The sequence below is a fragment of the Pseudomonas sp. NFX71 genome (genome assembly GCF_048079215.1).
Classification (GTDB): Bacteria; Pseudomonadota; Gammaproteobacteria; order Pseudomonadales; family Pseudomonadaceae; genus Aquipseudomonas; species Aquipseudomonas fluorescens_B.
Genome location: NZ_CP182230.1, coordinates 1,184,538 through 1,205,974 on the forward strand (window position 1 = coordinate 1,184,538; position 21,437 = coordinate 1,205,974).

The 21,437-nt window shown below is 61.6% G+C and carries 26 protein-coding genes; 11 read left to right on the top strand and 15 right to left on the bottom strand.

Annotated features, from left to right (window positions below; genetic code table 11):
- Positions 1 to 46 precede the first annotated feature (46 nt).
- Positions 47 to 838, bottom strand: coding sequence for a YfaP family protein (locus ACM1ZW_RS05445; protein ID WP_414878139.1), 792 nt, complete (start codon positions 836 to 838; stop codon positions 47 to 49).
- A gap of 420 nt (positions 839 to 1,258) precedes the next feature.
- Between ACM1ZW_RS05445 and ACM1ZW_RS05450 the strand changes: the two genes are divergently transcribed.
- From ACM1ZW_RS05450 to ACM1ZW_RS05465, 4 genes are all read left to right on the top strand, one after another.
- Positions 1,259 to 1,501, top strand: coding sequence for an exodeoxyribonuclease VII small subunit (locus ACM1ZW_RS05450; protein WP_007894317.1), 243 nt, complete (start codon positions 1,259 to 1,261; stop codon positions 1,499 to 1,501).
- Positions 1,498 to 2,385, top strand: coding sequence for a (2E,6E)-farnesyl diphosphate synthase (gene ispA / locus ACM1ZW_RS05455; protein WP_017341030.1), 888 nt, complete (start codon positions 1,498 to 1,500; stop codon positions 2,383 to 2,385). The genes ACM1ZW_RS05450 and ispA overlap by 4 nt, the downstream gene beginning before the upstream one ends.
- 91 nt (positions 2,386 to 2,476) lie before the next feature.
- The gene (gene dxs, locus ACM1ZW_RS05460) at positions 2,477 to 4,375 is read left to right on the top strand and encodes a 1-deoxy-D-xylulose-5-phosphate synthase (RefSeq protein WP_017341031.1); all 1,899 of its coding nucleotides are present in this window, start codon (positions 2,477 to 2,479) and stop codon (positions 4,373 to 4,375) included.
- A gap of 169 nt (positions 4,376 to 4,544) precedes the next feature.
- Positions 4,545 to 6,428 (top strand): TonB-dependent receptor domain-containing protein, encoded by a 1,884-nt coding sequence (locus tag ACM1ZW_RS05465; RefSeq protein ID WP_416740289.1) that lies wholly within the window; start codon positions 4,545 to 4,547, stop codon positions 6,426 to 6,428.
- 151 nt (positions 6,429 to 6,579) lie between these two features.
- Here ACM1ZW_RS05465 and ACM1ZW_RS05470 read toward each other — a convergent pair whose 3' ends face one another.
- The 12 genes from ACM1ZW_RS05470 to nrdR form a co-directional block, all read right to left on the bottom strand.
- Positions 6,580 to 7,380 (bottom strand): cobalamin-binding protein, encoded by an 801-nt coding sequence (locus ACM1ZW_RS05470; RefSeq protein ID WP_416740290.1) that lies wholly within the window; start codon positions 7,378 to 7,380, stop codon positions 6,580 to 6,582.
- A complete protein-coding gene (locus ACM1ZW_RS05475; RefSeq protein WP_414878142.1) occupies positions 7,380 to 7,799 on the bottom strand; it encodes an MFS transporter in 420 nt (139 codons plus the stop codon). Before ACM1ZW_RS05475 ends, ACM1ZW_RS05470 begins: the two co-directional genes overlap by 1 nt.
- Complete coding sequence (gene ribA, locus ACM1ZW_RS05480) at positions 7,796 to 8,413, bottom strand: GTP cyclohydrolase II (protein ID WP_008033730.1); 618 nt, start codon at positions 8,411 to 8,413, stop codon at positions 7,796 to 7,798. The genes ACM1ZW_RS05475 and ribA overlap by 4 nt, the downstream gene beginning before the upstream one ends.
- A 175-nt stretch (positions 8,414 to 8,588) precedes the next feature.
- A complete protein-coding gene (locus ACM1ZW_RS05485; protein WP_416740291.1) occupies positions 8,589 to 9,326 on the bottom strand; it encodes a substrate-binding periplasmic protein in 738 nt (245 codons plus the stop codon).
- A gap of 24 nt (positions 9,327 to 9,350) precedes the next feature.
- On the bottom strand, positions 9,351 to 9,854 hold the full coding sequence (locus ACM1ZW_RS05490) for a phosphatidylglycerophosphatase A (RefSeq protein WP_008033735.1): 504 nt from the start codon (positions 9,852 to 9,854) through the stop codon (positions 9,351 to 9,353).
- Positions 9,851 to 10,816: a thiamine-phosphate kinase gene (gene thiL, locus ACM1ZW_RS05495; RefSeq protein ID WP_017341036.1), complete on the bottom strand. Its 966-nt coding sequence runs from the start codon at positions 10,814 to 10,816 to the stop codon at positions 9,851 to 9,853. Before thiL ends, ACM1ZW_RS05490 begins: the two co-directional genes overlap by 4 nt.
- Before the next feature lie 18 nt (positions 10,817 to 10,834).
- Positions 10,835 to 11,335: a transcription antitermination factor NusB gene (nusB, locus tag ACM1ZW_RS05500; RefSeq protein ID WP_008033741.1), complete on the bottom strand. Its 501-nt coding sequence runs from the start codon at positions 11,333 to 11,335 to the stop codon at positions 10,835 to 10,837.
- Positions 11,332 to 11,808 carry a 6,7-dimethyl-8-ribityllumazine synthase gene (gene ribE, locus ACM1ZW_RS05505; RefSeq protein WP_003228649.1) on the bottom strand — a complete coding sequence of 159 codons (477 nt, stop codon included), beginning with the start codon at positions 11,806 to 11,808 and terminating at the stop codon, positions 11,332 to 11,334. The genes nusB and ribE overlap by 4 nt, the downstream gene beginning before the upstream one ends.
- Before the next feature lie 91 nt (positions 11,809 to 11,899).
- Complete coding sequence (gene ribBA, locus ACM1ZW_RS05510; RefSeq protein ID WP_017341037.1) at positions 11,900 to 12,991, bottom strand: bifunctional 3,4-dihydroxy-2-butanone-4-phosphate synthase/GTP cyclohydrolase II; 1,092 nt, start codon at positions 12,989 to 12,991, stop codon at positions 11,900 to 11,902.
- 16 nt (positions 12,992 to 13,007) lie between these two features.
- A complete protein-coding gene (locus ACM1ZW_RS05515) occupies positions 13,008 to 13,670 on the bottom strand; it encodes a riboflavin synthase (protein WP_017341038.1) in 663 nt (220 codons plus the stop codon).
- 46 nt (positions 13,671 to 13,716) lie between these two features.
- Positions 13,717 to 14,850, bottom strand: coding sequence for a bifunctional diaminohydroxyphosphoribosylaminopyrimidine deaminase/5-amino-6-(5-phosphoribosylamino)uracil reductase RibD (gene ribD / locus ACM1ZW_RS05520; protein ID WP_017341039.1), 1,134 nt, complete (start codon positions 14,848 to 14,850; stop codon positions 13,717 to 13,719).
- A complete protein-coding gene (nrdR, locus tag ACM1ZW_RS05525; protein ID WP_003228656.1) occupies positions 14,847 to 15,311 on the bottom strand; it encodes a transcriptional regulator NrdR in 465 nt (154 codons plus the stop codon). Before nrdR ends, ribD begins: the two co-directional genes overlap by 4 nt.
- Positions 15,312 to 15,439: 128 nt before the next feature.
- Here nrdR and ACM1ZW_RS05530 point away from each other — a divergent pair, with 128 nt between their 5' ends.
- From ACM1ZW_RS05530 to trxA, 3 genes are all read left to right on the top strand, one after another.
- On the top strand, positions 15,440 to 15,904 hold the full coding sequence (locus ACM1ZW_RS05530; RefSeq protein WP_031319153.1) for a YbaY family lipoprotein: 465 nt from the start codon (positions 15,440 to 15,442) through the stop codon (positions 15,902 to 15,904).
- Positions 15,901 to 16,557: a class I SAM-dependent methyltransferase gene (locus ACM1ZW_RS05535; protein ID WP_416740292.1), complete on the top strand. Its 657-nt coding sequence runs from the start codon at positions 15,901 to 15,903 to the stop codon at positions 16,555 to 16,557. The genes ACM1ZW_RS05530 and ACM1ZW_RS05535 overlap by 4 nt, the downstream gene beginning before the upstream one ends.
- An 84-nt stretch (positions 16,558 to 16,641) precedes the next feature.
- Positions 16,642 to 17,514: a thioredoxin gene (gene trxA, locus ACM1ZW_RS05540; protein ID WP_416740293.1), complete on the top strand. Its 873-nt coding sequence runs from the start codon at positions 16,642 to 16,644 to the stop codon at positions 17,512 to 17,514.
- Here the strand turns inward: trxA and ACM1ZW_RS05545 are convergent.
- Positions 17,511 to 17,858: a hypothetical protein gene (locus ACM1ZW_RS05545; protein ID WP_017341044.1), complete on the bottom strand. Its 348-nt coding sequence runs from the start codon at positions 17,856 to 17,858 to the stop codon at positions 17,511 to 17,513. The two genes, trxA and ACM1ZW_RS05545, sit on opposite strands and share 4 nt — an antisense overlap.
- Before the next feature lie 134 nt (positions 17,859 to 17,992).
- On the opposite strand from ACM1ZW_RS05545, the gene ACM1ZW_RS05550 reads away from it, so the two are divergent.
- The 4 genes from ACM1ZW_RS05550 (at position 17,993) to ACM1ZW_RS05565 (ending at position 21,222) form a co-directional block, all read left to right on the top strand.
- A complete protein-coding gene (locus tag ACM1ZW_RS05550) occupies positions 17,993 to 18,577 on the top strand; it encodes a DUF2796 domain-containing protein (protein ID WP_017341045.1) in 585 nt (194 codons plus the stop codon).
- A 137-nt stretch (positions 18,578 to 18,714) separates the two neighbouring features.
- Complete coding sequence (locus ACM1ZW_RS05555; protein ID WP_414878149.1) at positions 18,715 to 19,425, top strand: ABC transporter ATP-binding protein; 711 nt, start codon at positions 18,715 to 18,717, stop codon at positions 19,423 to 19,425.
- Between the two features lies 1 nt (position 19,426).
- The gene (locus tag ACM1ZW_RS05560; protein WP_414883030.1) at positions 19,427 to 20,692 is read left to right on the top strand and encodes an ABC transporter permease; all 1,266 of its coding nucleotides are present in this window, start codon (positions 19,427 to 19,429) and stop codon (positions 20,690 to 20,692) included.
- Between the two features lie 11 nt (positions 20,693 to 20,703).
- Positions 20,704 to 21,222: a DUF3299 domain-containing protein gene (locus tag ACM1ZW_RS05565; RefSeq protein WP_031319154.1), complete on the top strand. Its 519-nt coding sequence runs from the start codon at positions 20,704 to 20,706 to the stop codon at positions 21,220 to 21,222.
- Between the two features lie 24 nt (positions 21,223 to 21,246).
- Here ACM1ZW_RS05565 and ACM1ZW_RS05570 read toward each other — a convergent pair whose 3' ends face one another.
- The gene (locus ACM1ZW_RS05570) at positions 21,247 to 21,420 is read right to left on the bottom strand and encodes a hypothetical protein (RefSeq protein WP_414878151.1); all 174 of its coding nucleotides are present in this window, start codon (positions 21,418 to 21,420) and stop codon (positions 21,247 to 21,249) included.
- Positions 21,421 to 21,437: the final 17 nt, after the last annotated feature.

Consider the following 21,437-nt stretch of genomic DNA (forward strand, 5'->3'; position numbering starts at 1 on the left):
CGCTCATGTTCCCAAAGCTCAGCAATTCATCCGTGGAGCGGGATGCTTAATAGTTGAAAGTCTTGACCAGCAGCAGGTCACCGATCGCGCGCAGGGGCACGATGAAGGTCTCGCGTTTTTCGTCGACGGTGTTTTCGTTGAGCACCAGATTGATCTGCGAGGTGATCACCTCGTTCTGGTTGCTGGTCTCATCGAAGTTATAGCCGCCGCTGCCGAAGTTGCCCCAATAGTTCACGTAAACCAGATAGGTGCCATGCAGCGGCGCGGTCATGGTGAACATTTCCGGGCCGGGGCCATCGACGCCGTCCGGGTCCAGGCCACCGCCGTTGCTCATCGCCGGGCGAGCCCAGAACGCATGCTGGCCGTCGGGGGTAATAATGTGCAGGTCGAGTTCAGCCTTCGGATCGTCCCAACCCAGCACCACGCGAATCCGCGCCGGGGTGCGCAGGTTATTGGCTTCGTAGAACTGAACGCGCTTGAGGGATTTGCCTTCGGCACTGCGCACTTCGACGCTATTGGAACCGGCGCCAAACGCGTACGGCCGGGCGAAACGTCCTTGGTCGTCGGTGTAGAGGTTCAATGGATTGCCGTTGACCGCCAGCGTGTGCGGCCCGCGTTGCGTGCCAATGGCCTTGAGCTGGCCCTGGATCATCGTGCGATTGCGCTGCACGCCCCGGTCGATGGGCGGCGTGGGATAGGCCACTTGTGGGTTTTCGCTGCGATCGAGCAGGCCGTTGTAGCGCCAGCCGCCCACCGGCTCCGACAGCTCGGCCGTCGGCTCGGCGCAGGCAGCCGTCGCGCAGACCCACCCCATCAGGCATAGAAAAAATGAACGCATGTGACGCCTCCTGCCATGCATAACGAAACCTTGCGCCTGATCCTCGGCGCGTTACAGATCCAAAAACTGCGTTTCGTCAGAAAGACCCGTGACTATTGGGTCGTAGAAGCCGCGAAGGTTAGCCATTTGGAGGATTTTTAACAATCGGATACATCTCGAATTGCGGGGGTTATCACGATGTTGTCAGGCGTGAGCCGAATAGCAGCCTTATTCGGCTTACAAAATGAGCCGAACAATTCTGTTCTCGCGGATGTATCCGAAACCCTGTGGGAGCTGGCTTGCCTGCGATGACGGTGTATCAGGCAGCGGGGGATTGATGGTGTACAACCAAATCCCCAGCTGACAACGGCCGCTCATTTGCCCATAACCCCCATGTCTGCTAGTGTCGCGCCGGTTTAACGTCAACCGGAAATCGCCGCCATGGCCCGTAAAAAAGCTGCACTGGATTTCGAACAATCCCTCGCCGACCTGCAAACGCTGGTGGAGCGACTGGAGAACGGCGAACTGTCGCTGGAAGACTCGCTGACCGCTTTCGAGCAGGGCATCGGTCTGACCCGCGATTGCCAGGCAGCGCTGGCCCAGGCCGAGCAAAAGGTTCAAGTGCTGCTCGAGCGTGATGGCGAGCTGGCCGAGGAACCCTTCGACGCGGATCAACCAGAATGATTGCAGCGTATTCGGCGACCAGCCAGGCCCGCGTCAATGCGGCACTGGAAACCTTGTTCAACGCGCCAAGCCCGGAACTCGCGCGGCTGTACGAAGCCATGCGCTACAGCGTGATGAACGGCGGTAAACGCGTTCGTCCATTGCTGGCCTACGCCGCGTGCGAAGCGTTGGGCGGCAAGGCTGAGCAAGCCAACGGCGCGGCCTGCGCGGTGGAGCTGATTCACGCTTATTCCCTGGTTCACGACGATCTGCCGGCGATGGACGATGACGATCTGCGGCGCGGCCAGCCAACCACCCACAAAAAATTCGATGAAGCCTGCGCGATTCTCGCCGGCGACGGTTTGCAGAGCCTGGCGTTCAGCGCCCTGCTCGACCCGCGCCTGAGCTCATCGGAGGCAGAGATTCGCCTGCAAATGGTCAGCGCTCTGGCGTTGGCGGCAGGCCCGGCGGGCATGGTCGGCGGCCAAGCCATCGACCTCGGTTCGGTGGGCTTGAAGCTCGATCAAAAAGCCCTGGAAACCATGCACCGGCACAAGACCGGCGCGCTGATCGAGGTCAGCGTCAAACTCGGCGCCCTGGCCAGCGGCCGTGCCGAGAAGGACGAACTGAAGTCCTTGAAGGCGTATGCACAGGCCATCGGCCTGGCATTTCAAGTGCAGGACGACATTCTTGACGTCGAAAGTGACACCGAGACCCTTGGCAAACGCCAGGGCGCCGACATCGCTCGCGACAAGCCGACCTACCCGGCCCTGCTCGGCCTCGATGCGGCCAAGGCCTACGCCCTGGAACTGCGCGACCAGGCCCTGCACGCGCTGCGACCGTTTGACGCGGCCGCCGAGCCGTTGCGCGACCTGGCCCGTTATATCGTCGACCGCCGCAGCTGACGGCGTATCCGCCAAAAAAGACCAACGCGTGGGCAGGGGCCGATGCATCAGGTAAACTGCCGCCTCTTCTATACCTATAACGATTCGCCTGATGCCCACGACGTTTCATGAGATTCCCCGCAAGCGCCCGACCACGCCCCTGCTCGACCGTGCCAACACGCCGGACGGCCTGCGCCGGTTAGGCGAAGCCGAGCTGGAAACCCTGGCCGATGAGTTGCGCCTGGAATTGCTCTACACGGTCGGTCAGACCGGCGGGCATTTCGGTGCAGGCCTGGGCGTCATCGAGCTGACCATCGCGTTGCATTACGTCTTCGACACCCCGGACGACCGGCTGGTGTGGGACGTGGGTCATCAGGCTTATCCGCACAAAATCCTCACCGGCCGTCGCGAGCGCATGGCCACCCTGCGCCAGAAGGACGGTGTTGCAGCCTTCCCGCGTCGTTCCGAGAGCGAGTACGACACCTTTGGCGTCGGCCACTCCAGCACCTCGATCAGCGCAGCGCTGGGCATGGCCATTGCCGCCCGCCTGCAGAACAGTGATCGCAAGGCCATTGCGGTGATCGGCGACGGCGCGTTGACCGCCGGCATGGCCTTCGAAGCGCTGAACCACGCGCCGGAAGTGAACGCCAACATGCTGGTGATCCTCAACGACAACGACATGTCGATCTCGCGCAACGTCGGTGGCTTGTCGAATTACCTGGCGAAAATCCTTTCCAGCCGCACCTACGCGAGCATGCGCGAAGGCAGCAAAAAGGTCCTGTCGCGCCTGCCCGGCGCCTGGGAAATCGCCCGCCGCACCGAAGAATACGCCAAAGGCATGCTGGTCCCCGGCACGCTGTTCGAAGAGTTGGGCTGGAACTACATCGGCCCGATCGATGGCCATGACCTGCCAACCCTGATCGCCACCCTGCGCAACATGCGCGATCTGAAAGGCCCGCAATTCCTGCACGTCGTCACCAAGAAAGGCAAAGGCTTCGCCCCGGCGGAAGTCGACCCGATCGGTTACCACGCGATCACCAAGCTCGAACCGGTCGACGCGCCGGCCGCTGCGCCGAAAAAGGCGGGCGGACCGAAGTATTCCGGTGTGTTCGGTGAATGGCTGTGCGACATGGCGGCGTCTGATCCACGCCTGGTCGGTATTACGCCGGCGATGAAGGAAGGCTCCGATCTGGTGGCGTTCAGCGAGCGTTTTCCGCTGCGTTATTTCGACGTAGCCATTGCCGAGCAACACGCCGTGACCTTCGCGGCCGGCATGGCCTGCGAAGGTGCGAAACCGGTGGTGGCGATTTACTCGACCTTCCTGCAACGCGGCTACGATCAACTGATCCACGACGTCGCGGTGCAAAACCTCGACGTGCTGTTCGCCATCGACCGCGCAGGTCTGGTGGGCGAAGACGGCCCGACGCACGCGGGCAGTTTCGATCTGTCGTTCCTGCGCTGCATCCCCGGCATGCTGGTGATGACCCCGAGCGATGAAAACGAACTGCGCAAAATGCTCACCACCGGCCACCTGTACAACGGCCCGGCAGCGGTGCGTTACCCGCGCGGCAACGGCCCGAACGCAACCATCGAAAAAGACCTGCAACCGATCGAAATCGGCAAGGGCGTGGTTCGCCGCCAGGGCAGCAAAGTTGCCCTGCTGGTGTTTGGCGTACAACTGGCCGAAGCGCTGAAAGTCGCCGAGACGCTGGATGCCACCGTGGTCGACATGCGTTTCGTCAAACCGCTGGATGAAGCGCTGGTTCGCGAGATTGCCGGCAGCCATGAGTTGCTGGTGACCATCGAAGAAAACGCGATCATGGGCGGTGCCGGTGGTGCGGTGAGCGAATTCCTCGCCCGGGAAAACATCCTCAAGTCGATGCTGCACCTGGGCTTGCCGGACAGCTATGTCGAGCACGCCAAGCCGGCGCAAATGCTGGCCGAGTGCGGGTTGGATGAAGCCGGCATTGAAGCGTCGGTGCGTGAACGCCTGGAACTGCTGAACATCTGACCCGCTGAATAAATGCAATACCTGTGGGAGCGAGCCTGCTCGCGATTGCGGTCTGTCAGTCAATGTAGATGTTGACTGAACGACCGCAATCGCGAGCAGGCTCGCTCCCACATTGGTTTTCTGTGCCCTTCAAAACTTGTATTCGCTTTAAAGCGTCAACGGACTGCCCATGAAACTCTCCCCCCTCGCCCTGACGCTGACGCTTCTGCCGTCCGGACACCTGCTGGCCGACACCTTCGAACGCGACCAGGCCCTGAAGCTGCCCGACGTGCTGATCAGCGCCAACCGCCAGGTTGAAGCCCGCAACGACAGCAGCGCCGCCAACACCGTATTCACCCGCGAAGACATCGACCGCCTGCAACCGGGCAGCGTCACCGACTTGCTGCGTAGGGTGCCGGGCGTGCAGGTCGGCCAAACCGGCGGGCGAGGCAGCCTGCCGGGGATTTACATTCGGGGGACAAAGTCGGCGCAGAGCCTGGTGCTGGTGGATGGTCAACGCATCGGCAACTCGACGTCCGGCGACAGCAACCTGCAACACCTCAACATCGAACAGATCGAGCGCGTGGAAGTGCTGCGCGGCTCCCGTTCGGTGATTTACGGCAGCGATGCGATTGGCGGGGTCATCCAGATTTTCACCCGCCGTGGCGTAGAACAAGGCCTGCAACCGCGTCTGCATATGGGTTTTGGCAGCAACCAGACGTGGGAGCGCAGCCTCGGATTATCCGGTGGCAATGAGCAAACCCGCTTCAACCTGGGCGCCAGCCTTGATGAAACCGCCGGGATCAATCGCACCCACGAGTCGTACCCGAGCGATGGCGATCACGATGAGTATCGCAACAAGTCGTTGAGCCTGAGCCTGAGTCACGCCCTCACCGATGACCTCGAAATCGGCGCCAACCTGCTGGATAACCTTGGCAAAAGCGCATTCGACAATCCGTTCGGCCGCTTTGATACCACCACGTTCAAATCGCTACAGCAGCAGCCTTACAACGAATTCACGGTGAGCAGCGTCAGCAGTTACGTCGACGCGCGCATCAACGACCTGTGGAAAACCCGCGTCGAATTCGGCCACAGCGAGAATCGCGAGAAGTCCTTCGACAAGCTCAGCGACGAACGCAGCGTGTTCAACACGTATCGCGACTCAGTGAACTGGCAGAACGACCTGACGCTGAACGAGCGCAACAGCCTGATCCTCGGCGGCGACTGGTACGAAGACCGCATCAACAGCAGTACCGCATTCGACGAGGACAGCCGCTGGAACCGTGCGGCGTTTATTCAGCATCGTTATCAGGCGGACAGCTTCTCCACGGAACTGGGCCTGCGTCGGGACCAGAACCAGCAGTTCGGCAGTCAGAACAGCTGGAGCGGCACGTTCTCCTTGCCGCTGAACCCGGACAACGACGTGCTGCTGACCTACAGCGAAGGCTTTCGCGCACCGACGTTCAATGACTTGTATTACCCGGGTTTCAGCAATCCGGACCTGAAGCCTGAAACCTCGAAAAGCTATGAGCTGCAATGGCGCAGTCAGCTGACCGATTTCAGCCGCCTCGAAGCCTCGCTGTATCGCACCGACCTCAAGGACGCGATCATCTTCGGCAGCAACGACCGCCCGCAGAACGTCGCCTCCGCGCGGATCAACGGATTTGAAGCGGCGTTGAAGCAGGAACTGTTTGGCTGGCAGAGCGCTCTTGGCGTGGCGATCATCGACCCGCGGGATCGCGACAGTGGCCACACCCTGGCGCGTCGCGCACGGCGGACGTTGAGCCTGGACCTGGATCGGCAGTTCGACCGGCTGGGTTTCGGCGCCAGTTGGCAAGCGGTGAGCAGCAGTTATGACGATGAGAACAATCAGCAGCCGTTAGGCGGGTATGCACTGCTGGGACTGCGCAGCAGTTGGGCGCTGAATCGTGAGATCAAGCTTGAGCTGAAGGTCGATAACCTGCTGGACAAGGGTTACAGCCGGGCGCTGTACAGCCATGACGGCAGCCAGTTTGGCTATCGTGAGGAAGGACGGGCGTGGATGTTTGGGGTGACGTGGACACCGGAGCTCTAAGAGCAACCCGATCACCTGTGGCGAGGGAGCTTGCTCCCGCTCGACTGCGCAGCAGTCGCAAAACAAGCTGACGCGATCCCACCTGAAGTAACGCACTGACGGATTTGGGGCCGCTTCGCAGCCCGGCGGGAGCAAGCTCCCTCGCCACAGGTCAGCGGTCCGGCGCGATGATGTGGCAAAGCTTCGCAGTCGCTTCGATCATCTGCCCACTCGGCCGTTCCAGGCCCTTGTCCAGCACCAACCGCAATTGATCCTGCGCCACCGCCGCCACCTGCGGCCAGGCCTTCCACGTCTCCAGCTGCGCCTGATCGCTGGCCAGGATCACCTCGGGATTACGCTGCAACACCGCCTCCACACTGACCTGCGGCGCGGGCAATGTCAGGTCGGCAAACACATTGCGCGCACCGCACACTTCCAGCGCATCACTGATGATCTGCCCGCCGCCGACGGTGTACAGCGGACGATCCCAGACCTGATAAAACACTCGTAACGGTTCGTCCCGTCGATAGCGCTGGCGCAGTGCATCGAGGCGCTGACGCAGATCGCTGGCCAATGAAACGCCACGCTCGGGACGGCCGAGCTGCAGGGCGATCGCCTCGATTTGCGCGGTCAGTTGTTCAAGGTTGTGCGGATCGGCGACGTAGGTCGGGATGTTCAAGCGCTTGAGTTGTTCACGCTGGGCCGGGCCGACGCTGCCGGGCCAGAGCAGCAGCAAATCAGGTTTCAGGCTGAGCAGCCGTTCCATGTCCAATTGGCCGTAGTGGCCAACGGAAGGAAGGTCCTTGAGTTCAGCAGGACGATCGCCGGCATCGAGCACACCGACCAGAAGATCGGCTGAACCCAGTTCAACAACGATTTCAGACAGAGACGGCGCGAGACTGACGACGCGTTCGATAGCAGAGGCCATGCCGCTGACGGCCAGCAGCAGAACCGCCAGCCCGATGCGGCGCATCAGCCGAGTTGACGCGGAATACGGTAGAGATAGAACAGCACCGTTGTCGACAGCGCCAACAGCACCAACGGCACCGCTTCGAGCCCGACGAACACCGCCAGAGCGCCAATCCAGGCAGGCAGGCCGGCCGCGAGAAACGCTGAACGGCGCTTAGCGGCGAGGGTAATCCAGGCGGCAGGCTCTTCAGGGGTATCGAGGGCTTTCTGGGTGACGATCAGCGCGTGTTTGTAGCCACCAAAAAACTTCAGGCTGACAAACATCGACGCCACACCGGCGATGAACAATGGCATCGCCAACACTGGCAAAAGCGCCTCGCCCTGGCCGAATACGCCGTTGATCACGAACAGCGGCACCAAGGCCAGCGCCAGGTATTGCCACCAGCTGACGGCCAGTCGCCGCCGCACCTGACCGCGGGTCACGCCCGGTCTACCTCGCCCTGATGCTCGTTGCCCATCATGTGGTCAAGCTTGCTGGCTTTGGTGGCCAGGTAGAGTTTGTTGTGCGGATTGTGGCCGGTGTGCAGCGGAACGCGCTCGGCAACCACAATGCCCATGTCGGTCAAGGCTTTGACCTTGCGTGGGTTGTTGGTCATCAGACGCAGGGATTTCACCCCCAGATGCTCGAGCATTGGCAGGCACATGGCGTAGTCGCGCTGGTCCGCGGCGAAGCCCAGACGCTCGTTGGCTTCAACGGTGTCGGCACCGCCGTCCTGCAATTCATAGGCGCGGATCTTGTTCAGCAGGCCAATGCCACGGCCTTCCTGACGCAAGTACAGCAACACGCCACGGCCTTCCCGGGCGATGGCCTGCAACGCGGCCTCGAGTTGCGAGCCGCAGTCACAGCGCTGGCTGAACAAGGCATCGCCCGTCAGGCATTCGGAGTGCAAGCGGCCGAGTACCGGGGCACCGTCGTCGAACTCACCGAGGCTCAGCACGACGTGCTCACGCCCGTTCTCTTCATCGAGAAAGCCGTGCATGGTGAATTGCGCAAAAGGCGTTGGCAGCTTGGAAGCGGCGACAAAAACGACAGGCACCGGTGTGCTCCTGATCAATAGGTACTGGAGATTCGCAGACGCGGCATTGTAACAGCACGTTCCTACAGACGCTTAGGCTGAATTATGGAGCATAACGATCTAAAAGTTTGATCCCCGCCCTGTTCTAGCCCTGTGGGAGCGAACACAGGAATCATCACCTGCGCAGGATCTTTGTTCAGTTCGAATCGAAGGGATAGGGTTGTTTCCAGCGTTCGAAGATCGGTTTCAGCCGGCCGTTTTTGACCAGCACCTCCATTCGCCGGTCGAACAGAGCCATCAACTCCCGCGCCTTGGGTGTATCGGCAAAGCACAGATACAGCGGCAATTCCGCGATGTGCGTGCGTCGGAACTGGGACGGATCCTTGGCCTGGCGGACGATGTAATCCACCTCGGTCAGCGCGTCGATGTAGAAATCGGCGCGGTCGTGGGTCAGCATCGACAGAATGCCAGTGCGCCGAACGACTTCGTTATAGCGGCTTATGTTGGGCAGGTAATTCTGGAAATCATAGCCGCGAACCCAGGCCAGTCGATAATTGCCCAGGGTCTCCGGGGTCGGCGCCGGGTTACTGGCCAGCCCCAGGGCGTAGATGTGATCGGTGTCGTAATTCCAACGCGGATACAGCAGGTCGCTGACTTCATCGCGATAGCCGCCGACACAGGCGTCCACTTCACCCCGCTGGGCCAGGCCGATGGCGCGAATGTAAGGCTCGGTGCGGATGTCCAGCTTGACCCCGGCCGGCTCGAAGACTTCACGCAGCACGTCCCAACCCAGACCATGGCCATCGGCGGCGGTGTAGTCTTCCCAGTCTTCGCTGGCCAGATGAATCACCGCTGGCGTCGTCACTGCCTCCCCCGCCAGGGCGAGGGAAGCAAACAGGGCGAAACCCGTCAGAGCCAACCAGCGTCGAGCCATCCTAGTCTCCTGCTTCGCCACTCATCAGGCGAAAATCCATACCAGCCCCTGCATCGCCAACCACGCGAACACCCCGGCCAATACGTCGTCGAGCATGATCCCGACGCCGCCGTGCACGTGCCGGTCGATCCAGTGAATCGGCCACGGCTTGAGAATGTCGAAGAAGCGGAACACCAGAAAACCCGCGAGCAACCAGTACCAGCCTTCCGGCACCAGCCAGAGAGTGATCCACATCCCGACCATTTCGTCCCAGACGATGCCTTCGTGGTCGTGCACCCGCAAATCGTCGGCCACTTTGCCGCACAGCCAGAAGCCGAACAGCATGGTGATGCCCAGCATCAGCCAGTAACCCCAGTCGGGCAGCATCTGCCACAACGGAATAAAGGGTAGCGCAACCAAGGAACCCCAGGTGCCCGGTGCCTTTGGCAAGGTGCCCGAACCGAAGCCGAACGCCAGGAAATGCCATGGATTGCGCCAGACCGACGGCGGTACGAACTCCGCCGGAACCTGTTTGGGATGATCTGTCACGGTGTCTCCCGAAAATGTTGATAGCCCCGGGTTTGCGGGGTGATGTCTTGTCCGGCAGCATCCAGCAGCACGACGCCCTGCCCCGTCACCACACGCCCGACCACATGAATTGGCCAGCCATCTGCCACCATCCGCGACAACTCGACGGACGGTAAGGTGAAGGCCAGCACGTAATCGTCTCCGCCGCTCAGGGCAGCGTGTTCGGCACCCGGTTGACCGAGGAAGGCCACTAAAGCCTTCGACAGCGGCAATCGGTCCCGTTCAACCTGAATGCCGACCTTCGACGCGAGCGCAATGTGCCCGCAATCGGCGAGCAGGCCGTCGGAGATGTCCAGCGCCGACGTCGCCTTGCCGCGCAATGCCTGACCCAACGCGAGTTGCGGTTGCGGCGACCAGTAATGCGCCAGCAACGGATCGGCGATGGCGGCTTCGGCAGTTCGCTGACCGAGCACCAGGGGCAAGGCCCCGGCGGCGTTGCCCAGCTCACCGCCGACACACAGCAAATCGCCGACCTGAGCGCCGCTGCGGGTCAGCGCCTTGCCTGCCGGCACGCGTCCGAACACTGTCATGGTCAGGCTCAACGGCCCGCGGGTGGTATCGCCGCCCACCAGCGCCACACCACAGCTCTGGGCCATGAGGCTCAAACCACGGGCATACGCTTGCAGCCAATCGGCGGTCGCCGAAGGCAAGGTCAGGGCAAGGGTAAAGGCGATGGGCGTGGCGCCCATGGCAGCCAGATCACTGACGGCTACGGCCAGCGAGCGCTGACCGAGCAGAAACGGGTCGCAAGGGTCTGCGAAATGCACACCGGCCACGAGCGTGTCGGTGGAAACAGCCAACTGCTCCCCGGCGGGAACAGCCAGCAAGGCGCAGTCATCGCCGATCCCGAGGGCAACGCCCTCACCGCCCTGCGCACAAGGCGCGGCGGCGAAGAAATTGCGGATCAGCTCAAACTCACCCATTGCGATTTCAAGCGCCGATCAGCGCTTGAACGCCTTCACTTCAGCTTCACGCAGACGCGGGGCCAGCTTGTCGAGTACACCGTTGACGAATTTGTGGCCGTCGGTGGAACCGAAGACTTTCGCCAGCTCGATACCTTCGTTGATCACAACGCGGTACGGCACATCAACGCGCTCGAGCAGTTCCCAGGTGGACAGGCGCAATACCGCCAGTTCAACCGGGTCGAGCTCTTCGATGGTCAGGTCGAGGCAAGGCTTGAGCGCGGCGTCGATCTTGTCCTTCTGCGCAGGAACCCCGTGGAGGATTTCACGGAAGTAGGCGCCGTCGACATCGCTGAAATCGTTATCGACCCGGAACTGCGCTTCGATCTCGTTCAGCGACTGCTTGGCCATGTGCCACTGGTACAGCGCCTGAGTCGCGAGCTGACGGGCTTCGCGACGCTTGACGCTTTTCGATGGCTTGCCGGCGTCCGCAGGCTTTGGATCGCGCGGGTTGAAACGATCGCTTTCGTCGCTAATCACTTGGCCTCCAACTGCGCCAGCAGGCTGACCATTTCCAGAGCGGACAGGGCAGCTTCGGCACCTTTGTTACCGGCCTTGGTGCCGGAACGTTCGATGGCTTGCTCGATGGAATCAACGGTCAGCACGCCGAAAGCGACCGGCACGCCGAACTCCATGGACACCTGGGCCAGGCCCTTGGTGCATTCGCCCGCCACGTATTCGAAGTGCGGAGTACCGCCACGAATGACCGCGCCCAGAGCGATGATGGCTGCGAACTCGCCCTTCTGAGCGACTTTCTGCGCAACCAGCGGGATTTCGAAGGCGCCAGGCGCACGGATGATGGTGATGTCGCTTTCGCTCACGCCATGGCGAACCAGGGCATCAACTGCACCGCTGACCAGGCTTTCAACGACGAAGCTGTTGAAACGGCCCACTACCAGAGCGTAGCGGCCTTTAGGGGCGATGAAGGTACCTTCGATGGTCTTCAGGGTCATTCGTTAGATCTCTTAAAGAGCCGGGACGCGTTTTCTACGCGTCCCTCAGTGATATTTGAACCGCGAATACAGGGCCGGGAACAACCGGTCATTATTCGGAGGGCACGTATTCTACAACTTCCAGATCGAAACCGGATATCGCATTAAATTTCATCGGCGCACTCATCAGGCGCATTTTGCGCACGCCCAGGTCCCGCAGGATCTGCGAACCGGCACCGACAATGCTGTAGGTGGTCGGTTTTTTCACCGGCGCGTGCTCCGCCGTTTCACGGATGTGTGCCAGCAACACGTCGCCATCGAGCGGGTGACCGAGCAACAGCACCACGCCGCTGCCGGCCTCGGCAACCGCGGCCATGGCGGCACGCAGGCTCCAGCGGCCGGGCTGCTTGACCATCAACAAATCGCGCAGCGGGTCCATGTTGTGCACGCGAACCAGGGTCGGTTCTTCGGCGCACACGTTGCCCAGGGTCAGGGCCATGTGCACGTCGCCTTCCACGGAGTCACGATAGGTCACCAGGTTGAATTGGCCCAGTTCGCTGTCCAGCGGCTGCTCGGCAATCCGCTGAACGGTACGTTCGTGGATCATCCGGTAGTGAATCAGGTCGGCGATGGTGCCGATCTTGATGTTGTGTTCTGCAGCAAAGGCTTCGAGTTCGGCGCGGCGGGACATGGTGCCGTCGTCGTTCATCACTTCGCAGATCACGCCGCTCGGCTCGAAACCGGCCATGCGTGCGAGGTCGCAGGCGGCTTCAGTGTGGCCGGCGCGAGCCAGGGTGCCACCGGCCTGGGCCATCAGCGGGAAGATGTGGCCGGGGCTGACGATGTCTTCAGCCTTGGCGTCTTTCGCGGCAGCGGCCTGCACGGTACGCGCACGGTCGGCGGCGGAGATGCCGGTAGTCACGCCAGTAGCCGCTTCGATCGATACGGTGAACTTGGTGCCGAAGCCGGAACCGTTGCGCGGTGCCATCAACGGCAGCTTCAACAGTTCGCAGCGCTCGCGGCTCATCGGCATGCAGATCAGGCCACGGGCGTGTTTGGCCATGAAGTTGATGTGTTCAGGCTGGCAGCACTCGGCGGCCATGATCAGGTCGCCTTCGTTCTCGCGGTCTTCGTCATCCATGAGGATGACCATCTTGCCTTGGCGGATGTCTTCAACCAGTTCTTCGATGCTATTGAGCGCCACAAGGCACCCCCTTGGGTCAGGATTTTAGGTAGCCGTTGGCGGCCAGAAAGCTTTCTGTGATGTTACTGGAAGTTGGCTCTGCGGCCTTGTCGCCCAACAGCAGGCGCTCCAGGTAACGGGCAAGCAAGTCGACTTCAAGGTTCACCCGGCGACCTGGCTGGTACGACGCCATGATGGTTTCGCTCAGGGTGTGCGGAATGATGGTCAGCATGAACTCGGCGCCATCGACCGCGTTCACGGTCAGGCTGGTGCCGTCGACGGTGATCGAGCCTTTATGGGCGATGTACTTGGCGAGTTCCTTCGGCGCACGAATGCGGAATTCCACGGCGCGGGCGTTCTCGGTGCGGGCAACCACTTCACCCACGCCATCGACGTGACCGCTGACCAGATGCCCGCCGAGGCGAGTGGTCGGGGTCAGGGCTTTTTCCAGGTTGACCGGGCTGCCGCTTTTCAGGTCGTTCATGGCGGTGCAGTCGAGGGTTTCGCGACTGACGTCCGCGGCAAAGCCATTGCCCGGCAGTTCAACCGCCGTCAGGCACACGCCGTTGACCGCGATGCTGTCGCCCAGCTTGACGTCGCTCAGGTCGAGCTTGCCGGTTTCTACGTGTACCCGCACATCTCCGCCTTTTGGGGTCAATGCACGAATACTGCCGATGGATTCGATGATGCCGGTAAACATGGAGTCCTCCTCGAGAACAGGGCCGTCGCGTGGCGCAGGCCGGAAATTATACGCTCGCCGCTGGCGCAGGAATGGCAATGACTCGCCAGTCATCGCCAACCGCGCGAATTTCAGTGATTTTGAGCTCGGGCGCGTCTTTCATCTGCGCCAGCGGCCAGTCCAGCAATGGACGGGCCGAAGAACCGAGGAACTTGCCGGCGATGAAGATCTGGAACTCGTCCACCAGACCTTGCTGGGCAAATGCCCCCGCCAGACGCGGGCCCGCTTCGACCAGCACTTCATTGACGCCGCGATTGGCCAGTTCGACCAGCAACTTGCGCAAGTCGACCAAACCATCGTCGCCAGCCACGATCAGGCATTCCGGACCGTTGGCGTATTGTTCTTCGATGGCCATGCAGGTGGCGACCAGCGCCGGGCCCGCCTTGAAGAACGGCGCGTCCAGCGGCACGCGCAAACGGCCGTCGATCAGCACGCGCAGCGGCGGGCGGCTCATGGCCAACGCAGTTTGCTCGGCGTCCAGCCCCAACTCATCCGCACGTACGGTCAAACGGGCCTTGTCGGCCAGCACCGTGTCGGCGCCGGTCAGCACCACGCTGGCCTGGGCGCGCAGGCGTTGAACCGCCGAGCGCGCAGCCGGGCCGGTGATCCATTGGCTTTCGCCGCTTTCCATCGCCGTGCGACCGTCGAGGCTCATGGCCAACTTGACCCGCACGAACGGCAAACCGTGTTCCATGCGTTTGAGGAAGCCTTGATTGAGCTTGCGCGCCTCGCCTTCCAGCACACCGCTTTCGATAACGATGCCGGCCTGAGCCAGACGCTGCATGCCACGACCGGCCACCGACGGGTTCGGGTCCTGCATCGCCGCGACCACGCGGGCGACGCCGGCATTCACCAGCGCATCGGCACAGGGCGGTGTATGGCCGTGGTGGCTGCACGGTTCGAGGGTCACGTAAGCGGTGGCGCCACGGGCCTTGTCGCCCGCCGCACGCAGGGCGTGGACTTCGGCGTGGGGTTCGCCGGTGCGCTCGTGCCAGCCTTCGCCGACAATTTGCCCGTCCTTCACGATCACGCAACCGACCCGAGGGTTGGGGTGTGTCGTGTAATAGCCTTTGCGCGCCAGTTCCAGGGCGCGGGCCATGTAATGGGCGTCGAGGATGGCTTGTTCTGGGGAGGAGGTCATTCTTTCACCGGCTCACGGGCCAGGCGATCGATCTCTTCGCGGAACTCGTTGAGGTCCTGGAAGCGCCGATACACGGAGGCGAAACGAATGTAGGCGACTTCGTCGAGCTTTTGCAGCTCGGCCATCACCAGTTCACCGACCACGAGGGACTTGACCTCGCGCTCGCCGGTGGCGCGCAGCTTGTGTTTGATGTGCACCAGCGACGATTCGAGGCGCTCGACACTCACCGGGCGCTTCTCCAGCGCACGCTGCATGCCGGCGCGCAGTTTTTCTTCGTCGAACGGCTGGCGGCTGCCGTCGGTTTTGATCAGGCGCGGCAACACCAGTTCAGCGGTTTCGAACGTCGTGAAACGCTCGCCGCAGGCCAGGCATTCACGCCGGCGGCGCACCTGTTCGCCCTCGGCGACCAGACGCGAGTCGATGACCTTGGTGTCGTTGGCACCGCAGAAGGGACAGTGCATGGTGGCAGGCAACAAAAAAAGGGAGGGCCATGGTAGCGCATCCCTGTGGCAAGACAAGCCATAGGGTTTGCGGTATACAGACTGGCTATAGAGAACGATCCATGGATTTCACCTTGCTGGAGCCGCAAATGTCCCTCAGACCGCTCGTATTGCTCAGCCTTTTCAGCCTGTTGGTGGCCTGCAGCAGCGATGCACCCAAGCCTCAGCCGCCGACGCCAGGGCCTGCCCCGCAGGCGGCGCAGAAGAAAGCCAAAGAGTCCGCCAACCTCGGCCCGCTGCCCGCGTATCAGCGTGAATTGAGTGGCACCCTGCAAGGTGTGCCGTCAGGCGCCGAAGTCGAGCTGGCGCTGCTGGTGATCGACGAAAAAGACCGCCCGCAGCAATTGCTCGCCAGTTCCAGCCTGATCGGCACCAATCAAGTGTTGCCGTTTCATCTGCGCTTCAACCCGGAATCTTTCCCGGTCGGCGCCCGCGTTGAACTGCGGGGTCGCGCCAGTCAGTCCGGCCAGCTGATTTTGCATCTGCCTGCGCAGGCCATCACGCAACCAACCACGCAGACATTGGGCCAGCTGCAATTCGTCAAAGCGCCATGATTGCACCGCTCGACCTGCAACAGGCATTAAGTGAATTGCTGGGTGACGCCCGGCTCGTCCCTGTCGCCTTGCCCGATACCGAGCTGAAACTCTGGCTGATCGACGGCGACAACATGGGTCGCGCCTTCAGCCCGGAAGAAACCCGGCGGATTCTGCATGAGCCGCCGTATTGGAGTTTCTGCTGGGCCAGCGGGCTCGCGGTGGCCCGTTATCTCGCCGACTTCCCCGAATGGGTCAAAGGCAAACGCGTACTGGATTTTGGTGCCGGTTCCGGAGTGGCGGGGATTGCCGCAGTCAAGGCCGGGGCGCTGGAAGTGGTGGCCTGCGACCTGGATCCGCTGGCGATTGCCGCGTGTCGGGCGAATGCCGAACTCAATGAAGTGGAATTGAGCTACTCAACGGACTTTTTCGCCGAGGCGGACCGGTTTGATCTGATTCTGGTGGCCGACGTGCTGTACGACCGGGCGAACCTGCCGCTGCTCGATGATTTTTTGAGTCGCGGACGGGAAGCGCTGGTGGCGGATTCGCGCGTGAGGGATTTTCGTCACCCGCTGTATCGACGCATCGACATACTCGAAGCGATGACCTTGCCAGACCTGGCCGAGCCTGAAGAGTTTCGGCATGTGAGCCTGTACCACGCCGCCCGAGCCTGATCGTTCCCACGCTCAGCGTTCCGACTTTCAGCAGCTCCCACCAAGCCTTATAGTGGCCCCATTCACGCTTCCAAGAGATCCCCCATGAGTCAGCAAACGCCGTACATCTTCGACGCCACGACTGCCGATTTCGACCAGTCGGTGATCGAGAACTCTTTCCACAAACCGGTGCTGGTGGATTTCTGGGCCGAATGGTGTGCGCCCTGCAAAGCGCTGATGCCGATGCTCCAGACCATTGCCGAGAGCTATCAGGGCGAGTTGTTGCTGGCCAAGGTCAACTGCGACCTCGAACAGGACATCGTTGCCCGCTTCGGCATTCGCAGCCTGCCAACCGTGGTGTTGTTCAAGGATGGCCAGCCGGTGGACGGTTTTGCCGGTGCGCAACCGGAATCCGCCGTACGGGCGATGCTTGAGCCTCACGTACAAATGCCGCCCCCCGCGGCGGCTGATCCATTCGATCAGGCCCAGGCGCTGTTTGACGAAAGTCGTTTCGCCGACGCCGAAGCCATTCTCAAAGTGCTGCTGGGCGAAGACAACACCAACGCCAAGGCACTGATTCTGTATGCCCGTTGCCTGACTGAACGCGGCGAGCTGGGTGAAGCGCAAGCCGTACTCGACGCGGTGAAAAGCGATGAACACAAGGCAGCATTGGCCGGCGCAAAAGCGCAGATCCAGTTTCTCGGCCAGGCCAAGGACTTGCCGGATGCCGCGGACCTGAAGGCGCGTCTGGCGCAGAACCCGCAGGACGATGAAACGGTGTATCAACTGGCGATCCAGCAACTGGCCCGTCAGCAGTACGACGCGGCGCTGGATGCGTTGCTCAAGCTGTTCATCCGCAACCGCAGCTACAGCGAAGGCTTGCCGCACAAGACCTTGCTGCAGGTGTTCGAACTGCTGGGCAATGATCACCCGCTCGTGACCACGTACCGTCGCAAGTTGTTTGCTGCGCTGTATTAAGCCGGGTTGATCCAGCTATAGAGCGGCGTATCCCCGCCGCTCGACACTTTCACCTCCGCGCTATGGCGTAACCGCACCAACAGGCGTTTGCCCGACGATGGGCTGCCCGTCAGTCCTTCCAGTTGCTCAAGCAAATCAGGCCCGCTCAATTGTCCGGCCTTGCGCAGCAAATCCTTTGCGATCTGCCACTGCGCATCGTCCTGATTGACCGGCTTCGCTGGCGCCACGCTGGTTTCAGGCTTGATCACCTGCAACTGTGCGCCGAGCCGCGCCCAGTCACCGTCGTCCATCTCCAGGGTCAAATCCACTGGCCAGTCGCCGATGCTTCCGCGTATTCGCAACATAAGTCTGCTCCTGCACATTTCTGACCCACATGCTCCCATGGGACTTGTGCAACGCCAAGCGGGCGGTCAAACTCTCAGCACTTTCGTTATAAGATTACATAACAGTTTATTCATTTTACTTCCGGAGACCCGCCATGCGTCGTCTGCTGCTCGCTTTGCCGTTTGCCCTGTTGCCGTTGGCTGTCGCCCATGCCGCTGATGAACATGATCATGAACATGAGCACGGCAGCCTTGGCGCCCACGAACATGGTGTCGGTCGCCTGAACGCGGCGCTGGACGGCCAGACCCTGGAGCTGGAACTGGAAAGCCCGGCGATGAACCTGGTGGGTTTCGAACACGCTGCCACCACCGACGCCGACAAGGCCAAAGTCGCCGCCGTCCGTACGCAACTGGAAAAACCGCTTACCCTGTTCAACCTGCCGAAGGCCGCCGGTTGTGTGGTGGCGACCCAGGAACTGGAAAGCCCGCTGTTTGGTGACAAACCGGATGCCGATGATGATCACGACGCCGATGCCAAAGACGAACATCACCACGATCACAGCGAAATCCACGCGCACTATCAATTCACCTGTGCGGCCCCGGGTGCCCTGAAAACCCTGGACCTGGCGAACATCTTCAACACCTTCCCGGCCACCCAGAAAATTCAGGTACAACTGATCAGCCCGAGCGGGCAGCAAGGGGTTGAAGTGACGGCCAAGGCGGCTGCCCTCAAGTTCTGACCCCAACACACATCCAAATGTAGGAGCGAGCCTGCTCGCGATAGTGGCGTAACAGTCACCATCAATGTTGAATGTCATGCCCCCATGGCGAGCAGGCTCGCTCCGACAGGGTTCACCACCAACCTGACCGGTTTCACATGACCCAAGCACTTATCGAACTGTCCGACCTGGGCTTCAGCTGGCCCGGTCACCCGCCGCTGCTGGACATCCCGGCCTTCCGCCTGGAACCCGGCCAAACCCTGTTCCTCAAAGGCCCCAGCGGCAGCGGCAAGACCACCCTGCTCGGCCTGCTTGGCGGCGTGCAGAAGCCCGATCGCGGCAGCATTCGCCTGCTCGGCCAGGAACTGACCGAACTCGGCGCCGGTGCGCGTGACCGCTTCCGCGTGGATCACACTGGCTACATTTTCCAGCAGTTCAACCTGCTGCCGTTTCTCTCGGTGCGCGAGAACGTCGAGTTGCCCTGCCACTTCTCCAGGTTGCGCGCCGAACGGGCAATCCAGCGCCACGGCAGCGTCGACCAGGCCGCTGCCACCCTGCTCGCTCACTTGGGCCTGAAGGATGAAAGCATCCTCGGCCGCCGCGCCGATTCGCTGTCCATCGGTCAGCAACAACGCGTCGCCGCCGCCCGCGCCTTGATCGGTCAGCCGGAACTGGTGATCGCCGACGAACCGACTTCCGCGCTGGATTACGACGCTCGCGAAAACTTCATTCGCCTGCTGTTCGCCGAATGCCGCGAAGCCGGGTCGAGCCTGTTGTTTGTCAGCCACGACCAAAGCCTCGCGCCGCTGTTCGATCGCCACCTGTCGCTGGCCGATCTCAATCGCGCCGCCACCCCGTCCGAGGTCTGAGATGTATTTGTTTCGTCTAGCCATGGCCAGCCTGGCAAACCGCCGCTTCACCGCGATCCTCACTGCATTCGCCATTGCCCTGTCGGTCTGCCTGCTGCTGGCTGTGGAACGGGTGCGCACTGAAGCCAAGGCCAGTTTTGCCAGCACCATCAGCGGCACAGACCTGATCGTCGGCGCCCGGTCCGGCTCGGTGAACCTGTTGCTGTACTCGGTGTTCCGCATCGGCAACGCCACCAATAACATCCGCTGGGACAGCTTCGAACACTTCGCCAACAACCCGAAAGTGAAGTGGGCGATCCCGATGTCGCTCGGCGATTCCCATCGCGGTTATCGGGTGATGGGCACCACCGAGGCGTACTTCGAGCACTACCAATACGGCCATCAGCAACACCTGGAACTGGCCGACGGCCGAGCCTTCGCCACCGACCCGTTCGAAGTGGTGCTCGGCGCCGAAGTGGCCGATGCGCTGCACTACAAACTCGGCGACAAACTGGTGCTGGCCCACGGCGTGGCGGTGATCAGCCTGGTCAAGCACGACGACAAGCCGTTCACCGTAGTCGGCATTCTGAAACGCACCGGCACCCCGGTGGACCGCACGCTGCACATCAGCCTCGGCGGCATGGAAGCGATTCACATCGACTGGCACAACGGCGTGCCGGCCCAGGGCAAAGGCCGGATCAGCGCCGATCAGGCACGCAACATGGACCTGACGCCACAAGCGATCACCGCGTTCATGCTCGGCCTCAACAACAAAATTTCGACCTTCGCGTTGCAGCGCGAAATCAACGAATTCCGCGGCGAACCCATGCTGGCGATCCTGCCGGGCGTGGCGCTGCAAGAATTGTGGAGTTTGATGAGCACGGCAGAAAAAGCCTTGTTCGTGGTCTCGCTGTTCGTGGTGCTGACCGGGTTGATCGGCATGCTCACGGCGATCCTCACCAGCCTGAATGAACGTCGGCGCGAGATGGCAATCCTGCGCTCAGTGGGCGCTCGGCCGTGGCACATCGCAACCTTGCTGGTGCTGGAGGCGTTCGCCCTGGCGCTGGCGGGCGTGATCGCTGGCGTGGCGCTACTTTATGTGGGTATCGCCGCCGCGCAGGGTTACGTGCAGGCCAATTACGGTTTGTATTTGCCACTGGCGTGGCCAAGCGAATATGAATGGACGCTGCTCGGTGGCATCCTGATCGCCGCGCTGCTGATGGGCAGCGTGCCGGCGTGGCGCGCGTATCGCCAATCCCTGGCCGATGGCCTGTCGATCCGACTATGAGGACGTTAATGATGCCCCGCGCTCTGCTTGCGCTGTTGATGCTGGTCGCCCTGCCGCTATGGGCGGCCGAGCCGAAAGAACTGACCTGGTCGGAAATGATTCCGCCGGACGCGATGCCGGAAGTACCGAACATGACACCCCTGCACGACCTGTCGCAGATGAGCAGTGCGCTGTCCGCCGAGTCGGCGCCAGCCGCCAAACAGGATATGCCGAACGCGCCGGTGGTGAAGAGCCTCGACGGCCAGAACATCCGTTTACCGGGCTATATCGTGCCGCTGGAAGTGAGTGAGGAAGGCCGTACCACGGAGTTTCTGCTGGTGCCGTATTTCGGCGCCTGCATCCATGTGCCGCCACCGCCGTCGAACCAGATTGTGCATGTGAAGAGCGAAGTCGGCGTGAAACTCGATGAGCTGTATCAGCCGTACTGGATCGAAGGAGCACTGCAGGTTAAAGCGTCGACCAGTGAGTTGGCGGATGCGGGGTATCAGATGGAGGCGGACAAGATTTATGTGTATGAATTGCCGGAGTGAGCCCGGCAGTTCTGTGTTGTCTGATCAATCGCCATCACGGGCAAGCCCGCTCCCACAGGGACCACCCAAATCCTGTGGGAGCGGGCTTGCCCGCGATGGAATGATCAAAAGTTCCACAAAAACCAACCCCATGACTGTTTCATTGAGCTGAATCAAAAGTCCGTACCAGACGGCTCCGTACCATTGGACATCGAACATTTTCAACGTCCTTTGGA

Excerpts from the sequence above, each read along its gene's own strand:
- ACM1ZW_RS05445 (WP_414878139.1), bottom strand. The coding sequence starts at position 838 with ATGCGTTCATTTTTTCTATGCCTGATGGGGTGGGTCTGCGCGACGGCT.
- ACM1ZW_RS05450 (WP_007894317.1), top strand. The coding sequence starts at position 1,259 with ATGGCCCGTAAAAAAGCTGCACTGGATTTCGAACAATCCCTCGCCGAC.
- ispA (WP_017341030.1), top strand. The coding sequence starts at position 1,498 with ATGATTGCAGCGTATTCGGCGACCAGCCAGGCCCGCGTCAATGCGGCA.
- dxs (WP_017341031.1), top strand. The coding sequence starts at position 2,477 with ATGCCCACGACGTTTCATGAGATTCCCCGCAAGCGCCCGACCACGCCC.
- ACM1ZW_RS05465 (WP_416740289.1), top strand. The coding sequence starts at position 4,545 with ATGAAACTCTCCCCCCTCGCCCTGACGCTGACGCTTCTGCCGTCCGGA.
- ACM1ZW_RS05470 (WP_416740290.1), bottom strand. The coding sequence starts at position 7,380 with ATGCGCCGCATCGGGCTGGCGGTTCTGCTGCTGGCCGTCAGCGGCATG.
- ACM1ZW_RS05485 (WP_416740291.1), bottom strand. The coding sequence starts at position 9,326 with ATGGCTCGACGCTGGTTGGCTCTGACGGGTTTCGCCCTGTTTGCTTCC.
- thiL (WP_017341036.1), bottom strand. The coding sequence starts at position 10,816 with ATGGGTGAGTTTGAGCTGATCCGCAATTTCTTCGCCGCCGCGCCTTGT.
- ribE (WP_003228649.1), bottom strand. The coding sequence starts at position 11,808 with ATGACCCTGAAGACCATCGAAGGTACCTTCATCGCCCCTAAAGGCCGC.
- ACM1ZW_RS05515 (WP_017341038.1), bottom strand. The coding sequence starts at position 13,670 with ATGTTTACCGGCATCATCGAATCCATCGGCAGTATTCGTGCATTGACC.
- ribD (WP_017341039.1), bottom strand. The coding sequence starts at position 14,850 with ATGACCTCCTCCCCAGAACAAGCCATCCTCGACGCCCATTACATGGCC.
- nrdR (WP_003228656.1), bottom strand. The coding sequence starts at position 15,311 with ATGCACTGTCCCTTCTGCGGTGCCAACGACACCAAGGTCATCGACTCG.
- ACM1ZW_RS05530 (WP_031319153.1), top strand. The coding sequence starts at position 15,440 with ATGTCCCTCAGACCGCTCGTATTGCTCAGCCTTTTCAGCCTGTTGGTG.
- ACM1ZW_RS05535 (WP_416740292.1), top strand. The coding sequence starts at position 15,901 with ATGATTGCACCGCTCGACCTGCAACAGGCATTAAGTGAATTGCTGGGT.
- trxA (WP_416740293.1), top strand. The coding sequence starts at position 16,642 with ATGAGTCAGCAAACGCCGTACATCTTCGACGCCACGACTGCCGATTTC.
- ACM1ZW_RS05545 (WP_017341044.1), bottom strand. The coding sequence starts at position 17,858 with ATGTTGCGAATACGCGGAAGCATCGGCGACTGGCCAGTGGATTTGACC.
- ACM1ZW_RS05550 (WP_017341045.1), top strand. The coding sequence starts at position 17,993 with ATGCGTCGTCTGCTGCTCGCTTTGCCGTTTGCCCTGTTGCCGTTGGCT.
- ACM1ZW_RS05555 (WP_414878149.1), top strand. The coding sequence starts at position 18,715 with ATGACCCAAGCACTTATCGAACTGTCCGACCTGGGCTTCAGCTGGCCC.
- ACM1ZW_RS05560 (WP_414883030.1), top strand. The coding sequence starts at position 19,427 with ATGTATTTGTTTCGTCTAGCCATGGCCAGCCTGGCAAACCGCCGCTTC.
- ACM1ZW_RS05565 (WP_031319154.1), top strand. The coding sequence starts at position 20,704 with ATGCCCCGCGCTCTGCTTGCGCTGTTGATGCTGGTCGCCCTGCCGCTA.
- ACM1ZW_RS05570 (WP_414878151.1), bottom strand. The coding sequence starts at position 21,420 with ATGTTCGATGTCCAATGGTACGGAGCCGTCTGGTACGGACTTTTGATT.